The 19,468-nt window shown below is 41.2% G+C and carries 17 protein-coding genes and 1 other annotated feature; of the genes, 3 read left to right on the plus strand and 14 right to left on the minus strand.

The annotated features are described in order from the left end of the window. Nucleotides 1–210: 210 nt before the first annotated feature. The gene (locus tag GKC25_RS15645) at nucleotides 211–1,560 is read right to left on the minus strand and encodes an amino acid permease (RefSeq protein ID WP_034660121.1); all 1,350 of its coding nucleotides are present in this window, start codon (nucleotides 1,558–1,560) and stop codon (nucleotides 211–213) included. A gap of 75 nt (nucleotides 1,561–1,635) precedes the next feature. After that, nucleotides 1,636–1,860 (minus strand) — a binding site (T-box leader). 90 nt (nucleotides 1,861–1,950) lie between these two features. Continuing rightward, nucleotides 1,951–2,625 carry an NAD(P)H-dependent oxidoreductase gene (locus tag GKC25_RS15650; RefSeq protein WP_034660122.1) on the minus strand — a complete coding sequence of 225 codons (675 nt, stop codon included), beginning with the start codon at nucleotides 2,623–2,625 and terminating at the stop codon, nucleotides 1,951–1,953. Between the two features lie 229 nt (nucleotides 2,626–2,854). Here GKC25_RS15650 and GKC25_RS15655 point away from each other — a divergent pair, with 229 nt between their 5' ends. Next, the gene (locus GKC25_RS15655; protein WP_034660123.1) at nucleotides 2,855–3,220 is read left to right on the plus strand and encodes a winged helix-turn-helix transcriptional regulator; all 366 of its coding nucleotides are present in this window, start codon (nucleotides 2,855–2,857) and stop codon (nucleotides 3,218–3,220) included. A gap of 10 nt (nucleotides 3,221–3,230) precedes the next feature. Here GKC25_RS15655 and GKC25_RS15660 read toward each other — a convergent pair whose 3' ends face one another. From GKC25_RS15660 to GKC25_RS15670, 3 genes are all read right to left on the minus strand, one after another. After that, nucleotides 3,231–4,418, minus strand: coding sequence for a PDZ domain-containing protein (locus tag GKC25_RS15660; RefSeq protein WP_034660124.1), 1,188 nt, complete (start codon nucleotides 4,416–4,418; stop codon nucleotides 3,231–3,233). Nucleotides 4,419–4,486: 68 nt separating this feature from the next. Further along, complete coding sequence (locus GKC25_RS15665) at nucleotides 4,487–4,840, minus strand: swarming motility protein SwrAA (RefSeq protein WP_007500014.1); 354 nt, start codon at nucleotides 4,838–4,840, stop codon at nucleotides 4,487–4,489. Between the two features lie 344 nt (nucleotides 4,841–5,184). Beyond that, entirely contained in the window at nucleotides 5,185–6,633 is a 1,449-nt protein-coding gene (locus tag GKC25_RS15670; RefSeq protein WP_034660125.1) for a S41 family peptidase, read from the minus strand. Between the two features lie 153 nt (nucleotides 6,634–6,786). Between GKC25_RS15670 and GKC25_RS15675 the strand changes: the two genes are divergently transcribed. Further along, complete coding sequence (locus tag GKC25_RS15675; protein WP_034660126.1) at nucleotides 6,787–7,527, plus strand: sulfite exporter TauE/SafE family protein; 741 nt, start codon at nucleotides 6,787–6,789, stop codon at nucleotides 7,525–7,527. Nucleotides 7,528–7,577: 50 nt separating this feature from the next. Here the strand turns inward: GKC25_RS15675 and GKC25_RS15680 are convergent, their stop codons facing one another. From GKC25_RS15680 to GKC25_RS15700, 5 genes are all read right to left on the minus strand, one after another. Next, a complete protein-coding gene (locus tag GKC25_RS15680) occupies nucleotides 7,578–8,843 on the minus strand; it encodes a murein hydrolase activator EnvC family protein (RefSeq protein WP_034660127.1) in 1,266 nt (421 codons plus the stop codon). Nucleotides 8,844–8,954: 111 nt separating this feature from the next. Next, entirely contained in the window at nucleotides 8,955–9,845 is an 891-nt protein-coding gene (gene ftsX / locus GKC25_RS15685; protein ID WP_034660128.1) for a permease-like cell division protein FtsX, read from the minus strand. Then, entirely contained in the window at nucleotides 9,838–10,524 is a 687-nt protein-coding gene (gene ftsE, locus GKC25_RS15690) for a cell division ATP-binding protein FtsE (RefSeq protein ID WP_034660129.1), read from the minus strand. The genes ftsX and ftsE overlap by 8 nt, the downstream gene beginning before the upstream one ends. Before the next feature lie 380 nt (nucleotides 10,525–10,904). After that, nucleotides 10,905–11,234, minus strand: coding sequence for a cytochrome c551 (cccB, locus tag GKC25_RS15695; RefSeq protein ID WP_034660130.1), 330 nt, complete (start codon nucleotides 11,232–11,234; stop codon nucleotides 10,905–10,907). 48 nt (nucleotides 11,235–11,282) lie between these two features. Continuing rightward, entirely contained in the window at nucleotides 11,283–12,131 is an 849-nt protein-coding gene (locus tag GKC25_RS15700) for a YitT family protein (RefSeq protein ID WP_342689850.1), read from the minus strand. Between the two features lie 189 nt (nucleotides 12,132–12,320). On the opposite strand from GKC25_RS15700, the gene GKC25_RS15705 reads away from it, so the two are divergent. After that, complete coding sequence (locus GKC25_RS15705; RefSeq protein ID WP_034660132.1) at nucleotides 12,321–13,055, plus strand: alpha/beta family hydrolase; 735 nt, start codon at nucleotides 12,321–12,323, stop codon at nucleotides 13,053–13,055. 16 nt (nucleotides 13,056–13,071) lie between these two features. On the opposite strand, the gene GKC25_RS15710 is transcribed toward GKC25_RS15705, so the two are convergent. From GKC25_RS15710 to hpf, 4 genes are all read right to left on the minus strand, one after another. Continuing rightward, on the minus strand, nucleotides 13,072–14,865 hold the full coding sequence (locus GKC25_RS15710; protein WP_106038111.1) for a M3 family oligoendopeptidase: 1,794 nt from the start codon (nucleotides 14,863–14,865) through the stop codon (nucleotides 13,072–13,074). Between the two features lie 124 nt (nucleotides 14,866–14,989). Continuing rightward, nucleotides 14,990–16,091 (minus strand): peptide chain release factor 2 gene (prfB, locus tag GKC25_RS15715; RefSeq protein ID WP_106030559.1). Its coding sequence is split into 2 segments (ribosomal slippage): nucleotides 14,990–16,018 and nucleotides 16,020–16,091, totalling 1,101 coding nucleotides; the frame shifts between segments, so codons are not numbered across the junction. 67 nt (nucleotides 16,092–16,158) lie between these two features. Further along, the gene (gene secA / locus GKC25_RS15720; RefSeq protein ID WP_342689851.1) at nucleotides 16,159–18,684 is read right to left on the minus strand and encodes a preprotein translocase subunit SecA; all 2,526 of its coding nucleotides are present in this window, start codon (nucleotides 18,682–18,684) and stop codon (nucleotides 16,159–16,161) included. 186 nt (nucleotides 18,685–18,870) lie between these two features. Next, entirely contained in the window at nucleotides 18,871–19,434 is a 564-nt protein-coding gene (gene hpf / locus GKC25_RS15725) for a ribosome hibernation-promoting factor, HPF/YfiA family (protein WP_034660135.1), read from the minus strand. Between the last annotated feature and the right edge of the window lie 34 nt (nucleotides 19,435–19,468).

Raw genomic sequence — 19,468 nt, forward strand, 5'->3', positions numbered from 1 at the left:
AAATTCGATTTTAAAGGTAGGGTCATTCGCTTGATCCATATATACGCATCAGTCGTCTAAATTCGAACAGCTATTTTCAGCCCCTTTTTGATCATCTACTTTTATGCATCAATTCCTTTCAAAAGGAGAGTCGATTGCTTCAGTTCAAACAATAAAACTACATTAAAAAAGCGTGCCAGACCTTCTTCAAAAGTCCTGCACGCTTTTAAATTAAACAACTGTTTCAAACCGCTTTCTATTGATGAAGAAAGAAAGAGTGATGATGAGATAGATACCCATTGTGACCAAGGTTTGGACGATCGGAGTTGTTGATACTACGCCAATAAAAATGGCAATGATCGCAATGACAGAAAACCATGTCGTGAAAGGATACAGCTTGACGCGATATCCTCCTGGTGCTGTTACGCTTCGAGACTTTAGATGCCCGACAGCAATAATAAACCAGATGAATAAGACTGTGTAGCTTAAAGATCCCATTAAATAATTAAAGGTTTGACTTCCTACAAAAAGAGAGATTAATACGGCTGCATACAAAGTAGATGTACATACTAGAATCGCTCTGACTGGCACCTGCTGTTTCGACAGCTTAGAAAAACCCTTCCATACACGGCCATCCATCGCCTGTGTAAATAGTACCCTTGAAGAAGCATACAGACCAGAGTTCATAGAAGACAAGATCGCTAGTAAAATAATCCCGTTCATGATATCACTTGCATATGGCACACCAATCGTTGCAAACACCGTGACGAATGGACTCACTTGCTCATTGTTTACTTGATTCCAAGGAATCAAGCTGACGATGATGAAGAACGGAAGTACATAAAAACCGATGATTCGTACAAATGTACTTTGAATGGCCTTTGGGATGACTTTTTCAGGGTTTTTTGTTTCTGCTAATGTGACCCCAATCATTTCAGTTCCCCCATATGAATACACGACCACCAGCATTGCCGCAATTAAGCCGCCCGTTCCATTCGGGAAAAATCCCCCGTGGTCGGTTAAGTTGGATAATCCCGGTGCTGCATGCTGTCCGAATGAGACAAACAGCATCGTTAACCCAATGATAATAAATAAAAGAATGACAGCAATTTTTATAGAGGCTAACCAGTATTCTGTCTCAGCAAACATTTTGACTGAACAAACATTGATCAATGTCACAACAAGTGAAATGATTAACACAAGTGTCCATATTGGTACTTGCGGGAACCAGTACTGAATAAAGATTGCAGACACGATCGCTTCTGCTGCAATGTTCAGCACCCACATTTTCCAATAGATCCAGTCTAAGAAATAGGCGGGGTATTTGCCTAACACAGGTTCAATTAAATCACGAAATGTTCTAGCGCCAGGTCGTGCAACCGTCATTTCGGCAAGTCCTTGCATAATAAATAATAAAATAAGACCACCAATCATATATGCCAAAATGACAGCAGGACCAGCGATATCAATGGCAGAACTGCTTCCTTTAAACAGACCAGCACCGATGGCACCGCCAAGTGCGAGCATCATGATATGCCTTGACGTCATTGTTCGTTTTAACTGCACATGTTCCTTTTCCATTTTCTATAGCTCCTTTAAATTTGAATCTTCAGACAAATATAAGATAAAAGCATATAAAAAGGCCAGTCATCTCCTTGAAGAGACGACTGACCTTGCAACCGCGTTACCACTCTTATTGATTCAGACATAGCTGAATCCAACTTGAAACCCGATAACGGAGGTCACACGTAAAGACTTACTATTCATTCAGTCTTGCCGCTCCTTGAGCGAGTTCAATGATTCGTTTTACTGCGTTGCACCACCCCGCAGCTCTCTTAGAAAACGGATATTCATTTACTATTCTCAAGTCAAAGCGTTTTATAGTCAATTTGTCTATTTATCAAAGATTTTATTTTTTAAATATACTGACTAACCACGCAATTGTCAACAGCCTTTTTCAGACATTTTCTTTTAACGAATCCAAACGGCTACTTCATCCATCGGACGACGCGTTTTGCCGCGCTTTGGCTCAATGACTCGATACCCAAAGGCTGCCATGACAGAGATGTCGTACTGACCACCTTCAAGTAATTCTTCTTCCTTAAGAATACGATGAATCTCATCGTAGCTGAATCCCTCAACAGGGCATGAATCAATGCCGATTTGTGCCGCGGCTGTCATCATATTTCCAAGGGCAATATATGTTTGTTTGGAAGCCCAATCGAAGAGCGTACGGTCATTTTCCATCAAATGAAGATCATTCTCTTGGAATTCTTTGTAGCGTTCTTTTACCATTTCAAACGTTTCGTCTGTCATTCCCTTGATTTCCTTGTTGATGTATTCTGCATATGCTGAATCATACCGGGCGTCTGTTCTTGCCAAAATGATCACAAAATGGCTGGCAGTTGGAAGCTGCTTTTGCGCACCCCATGTATATTCTTTTAATTTCTCTCTAAATGCTTCATTTTGAACGACGAGAAATTTCCAAGGCTCAAACCCGACAGAGCTTGGGGAGAGTCTTCCTGTTTCTAAAATGAACGCAAAGTCATCTTCTGGAATCTTTTTCGTCGGGTCAAACTCTTTTGTCGCATGACGGAATTCATACGCCTCAATGATTTCTTTTTTTAATTGCTCTTTGTCTCGCATGGTATTCATCCTTTCTAGTGAACGATTAGGGTGAGAAGTTTCATCAATCCAATTTCTTTCCATTCCCATATAGAAATTGTTATGATAATAAAACAAACAGCCCGAATGTGTGATGTGATATCTCTATGGTAAAAGAAAAGCTTCCATTGATTCAAGTACGCACATTTTTGTTCGTTAGGTACAATCATGTTCGTTTATCACCCATTTCGTCTTAGAAAGGAGTGTAAAGATGAGTGCACCATCCAATCCAGTCAGTATTGTCAATCATGGCTGTCCCGTTTCAACCACAACGAGTGTAATAGGAGGAAAATGGAAAGGAGTGATCCTTTATCATTTGACTTGCGGTCCAAAACGATACAACGAATTACGCCGGCTTCTGCCAAGGATTTCTCAGCGTGTTCTCACGCTGCAATTGCGCGAGCTAGAACAAGACGGCGTTGTTCACAGAAAAGTCTATGAGGAGGTCCCTCCTCGTGTCGAATATTCACTCACTTCTCTTGGAGATACTTTAAAACCCATCATCTTCGCTATGCGTGAATGGGGCGAATCCTATGGAAAAGAAGCTCGCCCAAAAGAAAAAAGCTGCCATCTCTAGCAGCTTTTTTTTATGATGAAATCGCCGTTGATTCTTGCTGTGGATCATCCTTCACAAACAGGATGCCAAGCTGATGATGCTCCCCTTCGTAAGAAGCGCGTTTCTCAAACCTTGTCTGACCATTCAAGCCAATGATCTCAAGCTTTGTCAGAGCACGATTGGTTTGAAGGGCTTCGTAAAATTCCGAAACGGTTTTGACTTCAATTCCATTCACCTTTGTAATGACTTCTCCGATCTCAAGCTTTAAATCAGCTGCAGGTGTATTCGGAATGATTCCCAGCACCATCAGCCCTTGATTACGCTTAGAGAAGTAGAATGGAGCCGCATTGTCATTGACTCTCTGTTTCCATGAGAGGAAAGCTCTTCCGACAATCGCTATCAATACAGCTCCCCATGCAATCGGCTCAAACCAAATACTTGCAGCACCTAGTAAAGCAACAGCGAGTCCAAGCATAAGAATACGCCGTGCCGTAATTTGAATGCTCACAATTGGCAGTGATCCTTGAATCCGCTGCCCGAAACCGATGATGTATGGAATCAAAATAAATGAAAAGCTTTGATCGTGTACTTGAAGCACCGGCCACCATGGCAGAGAAGAAGTAAATTCACCTGCCGGCATCAGCAAAACAAGCGGTAAAAGCCACAGGCGGTTTGCCCGCTGCTGGCCAATCAAAAGTCCTCTCGCACTCATCACCATTGCAGGCGATGTTCGTAAATGTGCCGTTCGATAGGCTAGAATCCCCTCGGTCATTAATAAAAGACCTAGCAAAATAACAACGGCTGATGCATTCATCATTGAGAGCTGCGGCAGCCAAGAATGGCTCACTTGGAAAAACATCAGTCCAAGTGCCGCAATAAAACTGAAACCGAGTGTGTATGCAGACGAAAGCGCACTCGCCTTAAAGAATAAAGAGCAAACGATGGTCATCGCTGCAATCAGCACGATGAATCCAGGCGGGAGGGCAATCCCTAAGCCTACTGAAATGATGGATAGGCAAATCCCTAGAATCCATCCCTTTGAATATGTAAATTTAAGTTCATCGTATACATCTTCTATTCTTGTTTGAAACGCTTTTCTCTCCCGCTTTACGCGGATGTAGCCATGTAACAGGCTGATTAATATCATGAAATAAAAAAGAGGGTGGATTAAAAACAGACCGACCGCTTTTAATCCAGCTCCCATCCACTCCGAGCTCATTATCGTTCACCGCCCAAGTCAAGCATTTTCTCTTATTCTATCAAATAAATCGATGCTTGACACCAGGTTTATTTCTCCTGATTCATCCAAAGTGTGACATTCGACAGTGAAAAATCTTTTAAGTAGTGATTGACATCTACATCTAGTATGCCGCCGAGCAGCTGCATCGACCTCTTGATGTCGGTTAAGTTTATACCAAGTCTCTTATGATTATCCATTAAATAATTGAAGTATATCTCAGCACAGTCTTCATCGATTTCGTCGACTGATTCTACCGTTGTGTAATTGACCAAGTACCTGCTTAACAGCATGAGCAGACTTAATGCCTTTGTAGCGGAAAACGTCACATCTTTCGTACGACTCTTAAGCTCCTCTACCAACTCGTAATATTTTTTCTCTCTCACAATACTTGCCCTTTTCAATTGTGTACCCCCATTTACTAGTTCTTTTAAGAAAAGCGCAAACCTCGGTACAGCTTAATGCTCAAGCTGAATATCCGCAAAAAATAAAATATTTAAAATGAGTGCTACTTTATATTGTAAGAATTATTTATGTAACATACAACTTTCAAAAGTTTCATTTTCATGACATGTTTAAATCAACAGAAAGTCTCTTATATAAATATGTTATCGGGTAAAATCGAAGGAATGTTATGTTTTTTGTAAAATAAATGAATATATTTCTCGATATAATTTATTTTTAAGAATAAACTATTACATGTTCGTGACACTTATGAACCAAAAAAAAGAGGCATTTATTCGCCTCTTTATTTTTTAAGATATAGTGCTTTTAGTGCAGTCTGCAGTTGAAGATCATTTTTCTCATAGGATTTCACTTCATCCACCATTTTGTTCATCATTTTTGCTGTCTTCAGATCAATCACACCTGATTTATCGAGATTGTATGTGCTTTGGAAGGCTAGCACCGCCTTTTTCGTTTCTTCATCAAAGTAGCCGTCTACTCTGCCGGGGTCAAATGACAATCCCTTTAACAGCGTCTGTGCTTGTCTCACTTCTTCATTGTTCATATCCAGCTGAAGCGGTTCTTTCAGTTGAAGTGGGCCTACGGTAAAGTAATCTGGCTGATGAATCGCAATTGTCGGTACGACACCTTTTTTGTGAATCCAATTCCCTTTTGGCGTGAGCCATTTATACAGCGTTAATTTAATGTTACTGCCGTCACCCATTGGAACCGCCTGCTGCACAGTGCCTTTCCCAAAGGAGACATCACCGACGACTTCATATTTTCCGGCTTCTTTCATAGCACCAGCAAGTATTTCAGAAGCGGATGCACTGCCTTTATCGATTAAGACATTAACTGGGTAAGGCTTCTGTTCTTTCCGTTTTGAAAAATATCGTTTCCTGTCGCCGTTCCGTTCTGCAATTTGAATATAAGGCTGATCCTTCGTAATAAAATGCTTCAAAATGTCTTCTACACTTTGCAGATAGCCGCCAGGGTTCCCTCTCACATCCAGCACAAGACCTTCTATGCCCTTTTTCTCGAGCTGTTTCAGGCTTGACGTGAAATCCTTCGCAGTATCTTCAGAAAAGCTAGAGATCGCGATATAGCCCGTTTTATGACCATTTACCTCTTTCACAGAAGAAGTTACGGTTTCAAGCGGAATTTCTTCTCGTTTGATATGGAATGTTAACTCTTTTTCAATCCCGTTTCGTCTGATTTTCAGAGCGACAGATGTTCCCTTTTTTCCTCTGATTTTCAGTACAGCATCGTTTAAGCTTTTATCTTTCATCGGCTCACCATCAATGCTGATGATTTCATCTTTCGGCTTTAGACCTGCTTTTGCCGCAGGGGATTTTTTAAAGGCAGAGACGATAATGATTTTTCCTTCATCCATTCCCACTTCTGCCCCAATTCCCTCAAAAGAAGAATCAAGCGAATCAGAAAATTGCTTGGCGGTTTGCTTGTCCATGTATACTGAATACGGATCATTTAAAGTTGAAAGCATTCCTTGAATGGCGCCTTCAAGCAGCTTTTGGCGATCCACTTCCTCTACATATTCATTCGATATCAGGTCATAGGCTTTCTCGATTTTCTCCATCCCATTCTCTTTCGCCTTATCACTTGATTGAGCTTGTCCAGCCATTGCAGCAGCTGCTTGCGGTGACTCTGCATGAGTTCCTTCTTTATGCGTCATCACCCCTGCACTTATTAATAGAACGACACTTGCCATAATAGATGCGATTTGTTTTTTCATATTTGGCCTCCTTCTTCAACTCTTCCTGATGACCTGAGTTATTATATGCCAGAAGAAGGGATTTCATGTAAAGACATTCTCCCGCGAAGGCTTGACTAATCATTTCATTAGGTGTAATTTTTATTTTGTTATGATCGAGAAGGAGTCTTCGCTATGTATATTATATTGACGATGCTTTTATTAGGAATTTTATTAGGATTTGTAGGAGCAGGCGGGGCTGGTTTTGTCATCGCATTGCTTACGTTAATTTTTGATATCCCTATCCATACCGCACTCGGGACGTCTTTAGCCGCAATGGCATTTACGACGTTATCAGGTGCATACAGCCACTACCGGGAAGGGAATATTCAGCTGAAATCTGGTTTGATTGTCGGAGCTTTGGCTTGTGTTGCTTCTTTTGCAGGAGCTAAGGTTGCTCCTTTTATTCCAGAAGAAAGTCTGCACTATTTAACAGCTGGAATGCTCTTTTTATCCGCTGTGTTTATGATGATCAAATTATTTGTTCTTAAGGAAGACACTGAGCATCAGCCGCTTTCTTCACGTCAGCTGCTCATAAGGGGTATTATTTTAGGACTTGTATCCGGATTGCTGTCAGGTATGTTTGGTATCGGGTCTGCACCATTTATTCAAGTAGGACTTTTGATTTTACTGAGACTTTCCATTCGACAGGCAGTTGGCACGACAATGCTTGTCATTATTCCGATTTCCATTGGTGGTGGAATTGGATATATTACAGAGGGCTATGTTGATTTTATCTTGCTGATTCAAATTTTAATCGGAACAGTATTAGGGGCATTTATTGGCGCAAAATTCACACGCCTTGCACCGAAGCTCTTATTGAAGTCGGCTGTACTATTAACACCTATTATTGCCGGTTTACTGCTGTTATTTTAATTTCATTTAGAATAAAAAAGGCCGATAACATGATGTTATCGGCTTTTTGATTAGCGGATATATTGCGCTGGATTGACTGCATTTGATTTAGCGCCATTCCATAATCCTTTATGAATTTCAAAGTGGAGATGCTGACCATGTGATTGGCCTGTATTCCCCATATATCCAAGGAATTGTCCTTGCTCGACTCTCTGCCCTGTGGACACACTTCTTGTAGACAGGTGGGCATATACCGTTTGATAGGTCTGTCCATTGATATTATGCGTAATGAATATCACATTCCCGTAGCTCGATGAGTAGCTTGAGTTCGTGACTGTTCCAGCTGCAGCTGCGACGACAGATACTGTGCCTTTTGCTGCAATATCTAAACCGTAGTGCTGTCCGCCTGAACGTCCGCCAAAGCCAGATGAGAATCGGCCAGCAGCTGGTTTAATAAAGCCGGAGCTGCTTGCTGGTGTATCAGATACTTGATCCGAGCCGCCGCTTTGAGGTGCAGGTGCACTTTTTTCAGCAGCTGCTTGTTCTGCTCTCTTCGCTTCTTCCTTTTGGCGGCGTGCTTCCTCAGACTTCACAGCCGCTTTTTGGTTCGCTAGAATTTCTTGTTCATTTTCAAGTTTGCCTAATTCATCATGGGCATGGTTCTTTTTATCTGTGACATCCCCTAAGATTTTCTCTTTTTCTTTTTGCTGTTTAGACAAATCCTTTTTCAGCTCTTCTAGCTCTTTCAGAGATGTTTCAAGTCCATTTAGCTGATTATTTAGCTCTGCTTCTTTTTGCTCCACCAGCTTTAAATCATTTTCATGTTCTGTAATCATGTCTTTGTCTGCTTCGACAATGGTTGTGACAGCTCCAACACGACCGACAAAATCACTAAAGCTGCGAGCACCCAGCAGCACATCTAAATAGTTGATCGTACCGCCGCTTTTTTGCATCGAACGAATTCGATCTTTGAATATAGCTTTTCTTTTTTCAATTCGATCATTGATGACTTGAATGTCTTTTTTTAGTTTCTTGATCTCTTGCTTCGTTTGTTTGACTTCTTTTTCTTTTTCAGCGACTTTTTCAGTTGCAGCACTTACCTTGTGGTCAATCTTTTCAATTTCTTTTTTGAGCTTGGATTCTTTCTTTTCAAGCTTAGCCAGCTCTGATTTCTTTTTCTTCAAAGTTGATTCAGTCTTTGATGTTTTCTCTTCGATTTGTTGACGTTTTTGATCTAGGTCTTCGTATGCGAATGCACGATTCTCGTTCCCTGGAATGTATAGCCACGTTGTTCCAATAAACGCTGCCATTCCAGCCATCATCAGCTTTCTTTTCAAAACGATATTCCCCTCCTATGACAACTGCCTGCATAAAGAGTCGACCGGATGAATCGGTTCAACCGGTCACACCTTCTATCAAATTCTCGAGTGCTGCCATCAAAAATAGATTTATACTTTTAAGAATTTACGGATGGACGTCAAGCTTCCCCATACACCAATGATTGCACCGATCAATAGAAGGACCAGTGAAACTTGATAGACAAACGGGTTATATGGAAGCATGGAAATAAATGAGCCTTGTACTCTCGGTGCCACCCAGCCCACTGCATATTGATATGTGCCAAGCAATAGAGCGATTGGTATAATGGAACCAAATACACCAAGCAGTAATCCTTCAATAAAGAATGGCCAGCGGATAAACCAGTTCGTTGCACCTACGAGTTTCATAATCTCGATTTCTTTACGTCTAGCAAAAATCGTAATTTTGATCGTATTAGAGATCAAGAACATGGCTGTAAATAAAAGCCCAATAATGAGCGCAATACCTACATTTCGCGCCACTCCGACCACATTAAAGAGTCGGCTGACTTCTTCTTTTCCATAGGTTACTTTATACGTACCCTTTAAGTTTTCTAATTTCTTCGCTACTTTTGGTGTATCGTGTGGATCTGATGTTTTCACAATAAACGCATCGTTTAATGGGTTTTCTTGATCAACAAGTCCCATGGATTGTCCATTTTCACCAAAGCTTTTAATCAGCGCTTTTAGTTCGTCATCTTTAGATGAGTACTTCACATCACTGATTTCAGGAATCTTCTCAATTTCTGCTTTTAATTCATCCTGCTGCTTTTGATTCGCCGTTAATTCGATTAACACTTTTACTTCTACTTCTTTTTCAGCGTTCGATGCCATGTTATTCAAGTTGAGCATAATCACAAGAAAAACCCCAACTAAAATCAATGTGACAGTGACCGCACTAATTGATGCAAATGTCATCCACGTGTTTCTTCCAAGTGAACGGAAGCTCTCACGTAAATGCCGCGAGAGAGTTTTAATCATAAATGCCGTACTCCCCTCTTGCTTCGTCACGCACAATCATTCCATCTTCGATTGCGATGACACGTTTCTTCATGCTGTTTACAATTTCTTTGTTGTGTGTCGCCATGACGACTGTTGTTCCGCGGTTATTAATCTCTTCGAGTGTCTTCATGATTTCCAAAGATGTGTCTGGATCAAGGTTTCCTGTCGGCTCATCTGCAATGACAACCTCAGGACTATTCACGATCGAGCGAGCGATAGATACACGCTGCTGTTCACCGCCAGACAGCTGGTCAGGAAATTGTCGTGCTTTGTGCTTGAGCTGTACCAAATCAAGTACATCCAGCACCTTTTTCTTAATGATATGAGGCTGTTCCCCAATGACTTCAAGAGCAAATGCCACATTCTCAAACACCGTGAGGGTTGGAAGTAGTTTGAAATCTTGGAATACTACGCCAATTTCTCTTCTTACGTAAGGAATTTCTTTTTCCTTAATTGAGGCTAAATCTCTGCTATTAATTAAGATTTTCCCTTTGGTTGGCTTCTCTTCACGATACATCATTTTGATGAAAGTGGATTTACCAGCACCACTGGGACCAACAACATACACAAACTCTCCTGGGTGGATAGAGACATTGATTCCATTGATCGCCTTTACACCGTTAGGATAGATCTTGTAGACTTCCTTCATTTCAATCATGTAATCACCTAATCTTTTCTTATTGCTGACTAACAGCTTATCATGATGTTTTGACACTTATCGTCAAAAAACGTTATGTATGGTCACGCACATACCCTTCGATACGTACAAGCAATTTATGTCCTTTTCATCCAAAAAGATGAAAAAAATGAATCGTCTAAATTTCAACAACTCCAATTATACGTCATGAATCGACGCAATGGTATTACATTTATATTTCAAAACTTATAGTTAAAAGGTAAAAGGAACAATTAAAACCGATAAACATGTCTTTCTACCCTTATTTTTTTAATAAAATTTAATATAATACGTTTTCATATTATTCAAAAATCTTTTTCTACATATAAAAACAAAAAAACCTTGTCGATTAGACAAAGGTTTTATTTTTTCTCTGCAAGCCATTTTGCCACTTCTTTTGCTTGCTTCTCATCTACCATTCCGCTTGGCATAGAGCCTTTACCATTCTGTGCAATATCTGCGATTTGGCTTTCATTATATTTCTTCCCTACTTCTTTCAGGCTTGGTCCGCCTCCACCAGATAGGTCTTTCCCATGACAGCCAATACAGTTTTGCTGATAAATTTCCTCACCACTGCTCACAGTTGAAGCACTTTTGCTGCCTTCTTTGTCACTGCTGCCTGAATTTCCTCCACAAGCCGCAAGAACAAGAAGCATCACTGCAAACAGCATCATTAATCCGCTTTTTTTCATCAATTTCCCTCCCTTACAATCATTTGGTCAACGCTATTATATCCTTGTTTACGCCCTTTTAAAACCCTCACCAAGCACCTCTTTTGCATCCATTACGATGACAAATGCTGATGCATCGATTGCTTTCACCACTTGTTTCAACTTTGTGAATTGTGACTGCCCAACGACACACATCAGAATTGGACGGTCATGGTCGGTATATCCACCGACTGCTGAGATCTTTGTGACACCACGGTCAATTTGATCAAATACTGCCTGCCTGACCTCATCCTCATGCCCTGTAATGATCATCGCCATTTTCGAATGACTGAAGCCGGCCTGTACAACATCAATCGTTTTACTTGAAATAAACACACCAATGACAGCGTACAGTCCCTCTTCAATCCCAAAAACAGTCATCGCAGCCAGGACAATTAGGCCATCCATCATCGCTAAACAGGTGCCAAGCGTGAGGCCTGTATATTTATTGATGATTTTGGCAGCGAGCGCCGTTCCACCTGTTGATCCATTTCCAAGGAACACGAGCCCTATTCCGATCCCAATCACCACTCCGCCAAAAATGGCTGCTAAGAGCGCTTCATGTGTCACAGGTGCAATATGTCTTGTGACAAACACCATCGAAGGTAAAAAAATAGAGCCAACGAGCGTTTTCAAGCCAAATGTCCCGCCTAATAAATAAAAACCAGCGATAAACAGCGGAATATTGAGTCCCCATTGCACATACGCCGCCTCAAAGCCGAATGACTGCATAATCGTACTAATACCGCTCACTCCACCTGCAGCAATCTGATTCGGTAATAATAACGTATTAAATCCAATCGCCACAATGGCTGATCCGATTAAAATGAACAAGTAATTTTTCGCTTCAATCCATAATTGTGAATGTCCCTGCTTCATGTCTTTCTTCCTCCGTTACTTCTGAATGCACACCTATTTTAAGCCCTCCTAAAACGAATGTAAATAACAGCCAAATGCAGTGCTAATGGATTAATACTTTATCACACAAACGGATCAGCGTACTTGCCGTTTGGCATAGGAGCAAATGATGGTATATTTAATATGTACATGAGAAAGAAGGGACATGCGATGAAGAAAATACTGAAGATAACAGGCATGACATTACTTGCACTGATCATCTTGGCTTTTGGTGCTTTCTATACATGGAGCCGCTTTACATACGGACCATCCGCCGCATTAAAAAAGCAAGTGAACATCGAGCAAGTGGAACATAAAAACGATGTGTATACATTTGCATCAGCAAAAAGCGATACTGGTATTATTCTCTATCCCGGGGCAAAGGTAGAACCACTTTCGTACGCCAATATCGGGAATGAACTGATGAAAAAAGGTTATTCTGTCTTTATCCCTGACATGCCATTTTCGTTTGCTATTTTTAATACAAACAAAGCACACGATATTATGAAAGTTCATCAAACGATCAAACACTGGTATATTGGCGGTCATTCACTAGGCGGAACAGCTGCCGCTATGTTTGCAGAAAAAAACCAGCGCAAGCTCGACGGTCTCTTTTTCCTTGCGTCTTATCCAGCATCAGATAACTTGAAATCATCGTCCTTGAACGTACTCTCTATATCAGGTGAAAAGGATGGGCTTGCGACACAAGAGAAAATCAAGAAATCGAAAACAAATCTGCCGTCTCAAACCGTTTACCATGAAATAAAAGGCGGGAACCATGCTCAGTTTGGCATGTACGGCAAACAAAAAGGTGATCAGCCTGCGGACATTCCAGCCCTCACGCAGCAAAAGGATATCATTCAGACCATGCTTGAATGGCTAAAACCAGCAAAAAAGCTCCCGTAATAGGAGCTTTTCATTTTTACTTTTTCGTCGCTTCTAAAAACTCTTCAGCGTCTGCTACAGCTAAACCAATGGCTTCCTCCCAAAAGTCTTTTTGGGTAAGATCGACGCCTAAGTGCTTATAGGCCAAATCTTCTACTGTCATTGAAGCTGTATCCTTTAGTAATGCAATGTACTTCTCTTCAAACGAAGTACCAGCCTGCAAGGCTTTTGAATAAATCCCTAGCGAGAACATGTAGCCAAATGTGTATGGGAAATTATAAAACGGTACACCTGTGATATGGAAATGCAGCTTAGACGCCCAGAAATGTGGATGGTATTCATCTAAAGAGTCACCGAAGGCTTCCTTCTGCGCTTCTACCATCAGCTCATTCAACCGATCCGCCGGCACTTCTCCTTGTTTACGCTCTTCATAAAAACGCTGTTCAAATAAGAAACGAGATTGAATATTCATGAAAAATGCTACACTCCGCTGCAGCTTATCCTCTAACAAGCTGAGACGCTCCTCTTCATTTGCCGCTTCTTTTAATGAAGCATCAGCCACAATCATTTCTGCGAATGTCGACGCCGTTTCAGCTACATTCATCGCATATTTGCGATTAAGAATGCGAACATCCTGCATCACTTCCTGATGGAACGAATGACCAAGCTCATGCGCGAGTGTCGCCACATTGGATGGACTTCCTGAGAAGGTCATAAAAATGCGTGACTCCCCGCTGTCAGGGAAATTTGTACAAAATCCGCCTACTCGTTTGTTTGGACGATCTTCAGCTTCTACCCAGCGTTCATTAAAGGCTTTTTCTGTAAAGGCAGCAAGCTCTTCTCCAAATCCAGCGAAATGTTTCACAATAAAAGCAGCTGCTTCTTGATACGGATAGATCTTGGTCTCACTGCCAATAGGAGCCCCAACATCAAACCAGCTTAGCTTATCCACTCCAAGCATGTCAGCTTTTCGATGTAAGTAGTCAATGAATGGCTGCTTATGTTCATCAATCACAGACCACATTGCATCAAGGGTTTCTTGTTTCATGCGGCAAATATCAAGCGGCTCTTTTAAAATATGATCCCAGCCTCTTGCTTCATATACTTGTAAACGAAAACCTGCCAGATGGTTTAGGGTGCTTGCAAATAGATGTTCATCCTGCGTCCATGCGTGCTCTAAGTTATGATATACGGCCTTTCTGACTTCACGATCTGAATCATCCATCGCATTTTCCGCTTGGCCGACAGAGATCATCTGCGTTACACCATCTTGTTCAAATGGAATCATAATCTTATTCACCAAGCTAGAATAAAGCTCATCCCACGCATGGTAGCCATCTACAGCTAATTTTTGTATCAATGTTTCTTGTTCAACAGGCAATTGATCCTTCACGCGCTCTCTTCGTTCATTTAATATGTAGCGCACATCTGAAAAGGCTTCTGAATTCATGAGATCTTCCCATTTGCTAGGAGAGATGGCAGCAAGCGCTTGATCAAACAGCGCAAGAATGGTACCTAAATCAGCTTCCAGCTTGGCAATCGTACCTCGAAGACTGCCAGCCTTCATATCCTTTGTATTTTGAGATTGAAGACAGGAAACAAATGAACCTGCTTGAGACAGTTTTTTATATGTCGTTTCATACGTGTCAAAGACAGACGTTAACCTGCTTTCAATGTGTGTATCTTCTTTTGAAAAGGCATCGACCTTTTGTCGTAATTCATTTAATAGCTGCTGAATGTGTTGCAGGTATGTTTTAAATTCTGGTGAAGAACTGCCTCCTTTAAAAAAGGCATCTAAATCCCACGTCTCTTGTAATGGTGTTAATCCCAAAATATTTCCCCCTTTATTTGCTAATTTCATCATACAAAGGATATAGAGTCAGTATGGCGTATGTATTCCTTTATATTCATTATATTTTCTCACAATTAAAAAAACCCAGCAAGAAGCCGAGTTTTTATGATAATTTCGAACGTAAGTAAGCATCGATAAATGAATCTAAATCTCCATCCATGACCGCTTGAACATTTCCCATCTCCGTATTGGTTCGATGGTCTTTCACAAGAGAATACGGATGGAATACATAAGAGCGAATTTGGCTTCCCCAGCCAATTTCTTTCTGCTCTCCTCTAATTTCATCCAATTCAGCCTGCTGTTCTTCGATCCGTCTTTGATAAAGTTTCGATTTCAGCATTTTCATCGCACGTTCTCTGTTTTTGATTTGTGACCTTTCTGTTTGGCATGTGACCACAACATTGGTTGGTATGTGTGTGATACGAACGGCAGAGTCAGTCGTATTGACGTGCTGTCCACCTGCGCCGCTTGCACGATACGTATCTACCTTGATATCTTCTGTCCGAATATCAATATCAATTTCTTCATTGAACTCTGGCATGACATCACAGGAAACGAAGGACGTATGCCTGCGGCCAGATGAATCAAAAGGAGAAATACGAACCAAACGATGGACACCTTTTTCTGCTTTTAAGTACCCGTATGCGTTATGCCCTTTGATGAGCAATGTCACAGATTTAATTCCTGCTTCATCACCAGGAAGATAATCAAGCGTTTCAACCTTAAAGCCTCTGCGCTCTGCCCAGCGAGTATACATTCTCAGAAGCATAGAACCCCAGTCCTGTGATTCAGTACCGCCTGCACCAGGGTGAAGCTCAAGAATGGCATTGTTTTTATCATATGGTTCACTTAAGAGAAGCTGCAGCTCAAACTCGTTAAACTGCTTGGTTAAGTTCTTCAGCTCTTTTTCAAGCTCTGCATGAAGCTCCTCGTCATAATCTTCCTTTAATAGGTCATGTGTCATTTGCAGCTCTTCATGAGATTCACTGAGCTCATGGTATGCATTCACATTATCCTTTAGTGCATTGGCTTCATTGATGACGCCTTGTGCCTTTTGCTGATCATTCCAAAAATCAGCTTCTGACATTGTCGCTTCGAGTTCTGCAATTTTGGCTTCTTTTGTTTCGAGGTCAAAGAGACCCCCTAAAATCAGCTAGCCTGCTAGCCATATTTTCAAGCTCTTGTCTAATTTCTACTAATTCCATATCCTTCACCTCATAGATGTATGGGGGCTGACATGAATAGAAAGAGGTTTTCACCTCTTTCCATTACTTATTCTGTCTTCCCATGACAATTTTTATATTTCTTGCCGCTACCGCAGTGACATGGTGAGTTTCGTCCAATGTCTACGACTTTACGTACCGGCTTCTTTTTCACTGTCTTCTCCTCATCACCCTCTTGAGGCTGATGAGCTGTTGTTTGACCTTGAACGACTTCTTCACGTTCTAGGTTGTTTTGGATTTCTGATTTTAAGACATATTTGGCTACATCATCTTCGATTGAAGCAACCATATGCTCAAACATCGCAAATCCTTCCATTTGATACTCACGAAGCGGATTCGTTTGTGCATACGCGCGTAAATGAATCCCTTGGCGCAGCTGATCCATTGCATCGATATGATCCATCCACTTTGAATCCACCGCACGAAGAACGATGACTTTTTCAAATTCTCGCATTTGTTCATCGCCATATGTTTCTTCTTTTGCATCGTATTTTTCTTTAATACGATCCATGATGAAGGAGGTGATTTCATCTGCTTCTTTGCCATAAATATCTTTGACCGAAATAGCTCCTTCATCTAAATAGTTCGTGTTGATTAATTCAACAAGCCCATCTAGTTTCCATTCTTCAGGAAGCTCTTCTTTCGGCGTATAAGAACCAACAGCCCGCTCAATTGAAGATTGAATCATATTGATGACAATCGATTTTAAGTTATCAGAATCGATGACTTCAAAGCGTTGTTTGTAAATCACTTCACGCTGCTGACGAAGTACATCGTCATATTGCAGAAGCTGTTTACGGGAATCAAAGTTGTTCCCCTCGACGCGTTTTTGAGATGATTCAACGGCTTTAGACACCATTTTACTTTGGATAGGTGTAGAGTCATCCATGCCAAAGCGGTCAAGCATCGCCATCGTGCGCTCTGCACCAAATCGGCGCATCAATTCATCTTCCATGGAGAGATAGAATTGAGTAATCCCTGGGTCTCCTTGACGACCAGAACGTCCGCGAAGCTGGTTATCAATACGTCGTGATTCATGACGCTCTGTCCCAATTACAGCTAGACCGCCAAGCTCTTTGACGCCTTCGCCAAGCTTGATGTCCGTACCACGACCTGCCATGTTTGTCGCAATGGTGACGGCTCCTTTTTGACCAGCCTCTTCAATAATTTGTGCCTCACGCTCATGGTTTTTCGCATTTAACACTTGATGAGGAATCCCTTTATTTTTAAGCAGCTTAGAAATAAGCTCAGATGTCTCAACCGCTACTGTTCCGACAAGAACTGGCTGCCCTGTCATATAGCGCTGCGCAACATCCTCAGCCACTGCTTTAAATTTACCTTCCATTGTGCGGTAAATTAAATCAGGTCTGTCATCACGAACCACTGGTTGATTGGTCGGAATTGTCACAACCTGCATGTTGTAAATGTTACGGAATTCTTCTTCTTCCGTTTTCGCTGTACCAGTCATACCAGATAGCTTTTCATACATACGGAAGTAGTTCTGGAACGTAATCGTTGCAAGGGTCATACTTTCGTTCTGCACTTCGAGACCTTCTTTTGCCTCAATAGCTTGATGCAGACCTTCACTATAACGGCGTCCTTTCATTAAACGTCCTGTGAAAGAGTCAACAATAACGACTTGGCCTTCTTCAACGACATAATCCACATCTTTTTGCATCGCAACATGTGCCTTCAGCGCCTGAGCGATGTGATGGTTCAGCGCAACATGCTTAACATCAAATAAGTTCTCGATGCCGAATGCTTTTTCCGCCTTCGTCATTCCGCTTTCTGTCAGCTGTACACTTTTTGTTTTAATATCATATGTGAAATCATCTTCTATTTTTAATGTACGAACAAATGCATTGGCTTGTACGTAAAGCTTTGTAGATTTCGCAGCTTGTCCAGAAATGATAAGAGGTGTTCTCGCTTCATCAATTAAGATGGAGTCAACCTCATCGATCACGGCATAATGAAGCGGTCTTTGAACCATTTGCTCTTTGTAAAGCACCATGTTATCTCGTAAATAGTCAAAGCCCAGTTCATTGTTTGTTGAATACGTGATATCAGCGGCATACGCTTCTCTTTTTTCATCTTTGTCTAAGCTGTTTAAGTTTAAGCCAACCGTTAAGCCAAGAAATTCAAAAATCTTGCCCATTTCCTCTGCATCACGGCTTGCCAAATATTCGTTGACTGTCACAATGTGGACGCCTTTTCCAGAAAGAGCATTTAAATAAACAGGCATTGTTGATGTCAACGTTTTACCTTCACCTGTTTTCATCTCAGAGATGTTGCCTTCATGAAGCGCGATCCCCCCCATGAGCTGCACCTTAAACGGGTACATTCCTGTCACGCGGCGTGATGCCTCGCGAACCGTTGCAAATGCTTCAACCAACAGGTTATCCACGGATTGTCCTTTTTCAAGTTTTTCTTTAAATTCAATCGTTTTATTTCGTAAAGCCTCGTCAGATAATTTCTCGAAATCTTGTGCGAGAGCTTCGATTTCATTTGCTTTTTTTTCATATTTGCTGATCGTACGTTTCGTAGGATCAAACACTTTGTTTAAGATTCCAAGCATATAATAACGCTCCTCTATTTCATGCAATTTTTCGGCATGTCCAAAAGATTGACAGGTCCATATTTACCTGCATTTATCATACCATACCTTCCTTCATTTCCAAAGAATTTGCAATGATTTCGCACAAAAAACCCGCCCCTTATGAAGGGAACGGGTTTACTTTTTTTAGGTTGTTTTTAGATGAAATTAAGCGTTTGGCTCAATGAGTCCATATTTTCCATCATTTCGGCGATAGACCACATTGGTCAAATTTGTCTCAGCATTTGTGAAGACGAAGAAACTATGACCTAACATGTTCATTTGAAGAATGGCCTCTTCGCTATCCATCGGTTTTAAATTGAATCGTTTTTGTCTGACGATTTCTGTTTCATCAATTTCTTCGTCATCTTGAACAGCTACATCAGGCGTCCCATTTCCTCCAGCAAATAAGTGTTTTTTGGCACCTTGCTCGCGGAATTTACGGTTTACTTTTGTTTTGTGCTTTCGAATTTGACGTTCTAATTTACTGGCTGCTAGGTCTACTGCATTGTACATATCTTCATTATGCACCTCAGCTCGAAGTGCTAGATCAGTCATTGGAATGGTAACCTCAACTTTAGATTCTTGATCATTGTAAAACTTCAAGTTCACGTTGACTGAAGCATCTACGTCTGTTTCAAAATAACGCTCCAGCTTTCCAATTTTTTTCTCGACATGATCTCTTAGTGCAGGTGTTACGTCGATGTTTTCTCCTCTGACATTGTAATTCATGTAAAGAACGCCTCCTTTAAAATTAAGGATATGT

Source organism: Bacillus pumilus (assembly GCF_038738535.1).
Classification (GTDB): domain Bacteria; phylum Bacillota; class Bacilli; order Bacillales; family Bacillaceae; genus Bacillus.

What these genes read in the sequence shown, in the direction of transcription:
- GKC25_RS15655 (WP_034660123.1), top strand. Translation starts at nt 2,855, where the DNA reads ATGAGTGCACCATCCAATCCAGTCAGTATTGTCAATCATGGCTGTCCC.
- GKC25_RS15660 (WP_034660124.1), bottom strand. Translation starts at nt 4,418, where the DNA reads ATGAGCTCGGAGTGGATGGGAGCTGGATTAAAAGCGGTCGGTCTGTTT.
- GKC25_RS15670 (WP_034660125.1), bottom strand. Translation starts at nt 6,633, where the DNA reads ATGAAAAAACAAATCGCATCTATTATGGCAAGTGTCGTTCTATTAATA.
- GKC25_RS15700 (WP_342689850.1), bottom strand. Translation starts at nt 12,131, where the DNA reads ATGAAGCAGGGACATTCACAATTATGGATTGAAGCGAAAAATTACTTG.
- GKC25_RS15645 (WP_034660121.1), bottom strand. Translation starts at nt 1,560, where the DNA reads ATGGAAAAGGAACATGTGCAGTTAAAACGAACAATGACGTCAAGGCAT.
- GKC25_RS15705 (WP_034660132.1), top strand. Translation starts at nt 12,321, where the DNA reads ATGAAGAAAATACTGAAGATAACAGGCATGACATTACTTGCACTGATC.
- ftsX (WP_034660128.1), bottom strand. Translation starts at nt 9,845, where the DNA reads ATGATTAAAACTCTCTCGCGGCATTTACGTGAGAGCTTCCGTTCACTT.
- GKC25_RS15675 (WP_034660126.1), top strand. Translation starts at nt 6,787, where the DNA reads ATGTATATTATATTGACGATGCTTTTATTAGGAATTTTATTAGGATTT.
- cccB (WP_034660130.1), bottom strand. Translation starts at nt 11,234, where the DNA reads ATGAAAAAAAGCGGATTAATGATGCTGTTTGCAGTGATGCTTCTTGTT.
- hpf (WP_034660135.1), bottom strand. Translation starts at nt 19,434, where the DNA reads ATGAATTACAATGTCAGAGGAGAAAACATCGACGTAACACCTGCACTA.
- GKC25_RS15650 (WP_034660122.1), bottom strand. Translation starts at nt 2,625, where the DNA reads ATGCGAGACAAAGAGCAATTAAAAAAAGAAATCATTGAGGCGTATGAA.
- secA (WP_342689851.1), bottom strand. Translation starts at nt 18,684, where the DNA reads ATGCTTGGAATCTTAAACAAAGTGTTTGATCCTACGAAACGTACGATC.
- ftsE (WP_034660129.1), bottom strand. Translation starts at nt 10,524, where the DNA reads ATGATTGAAATGAAGGAAGTCTACAAGATCTATCCTAACGGTGTAAAG.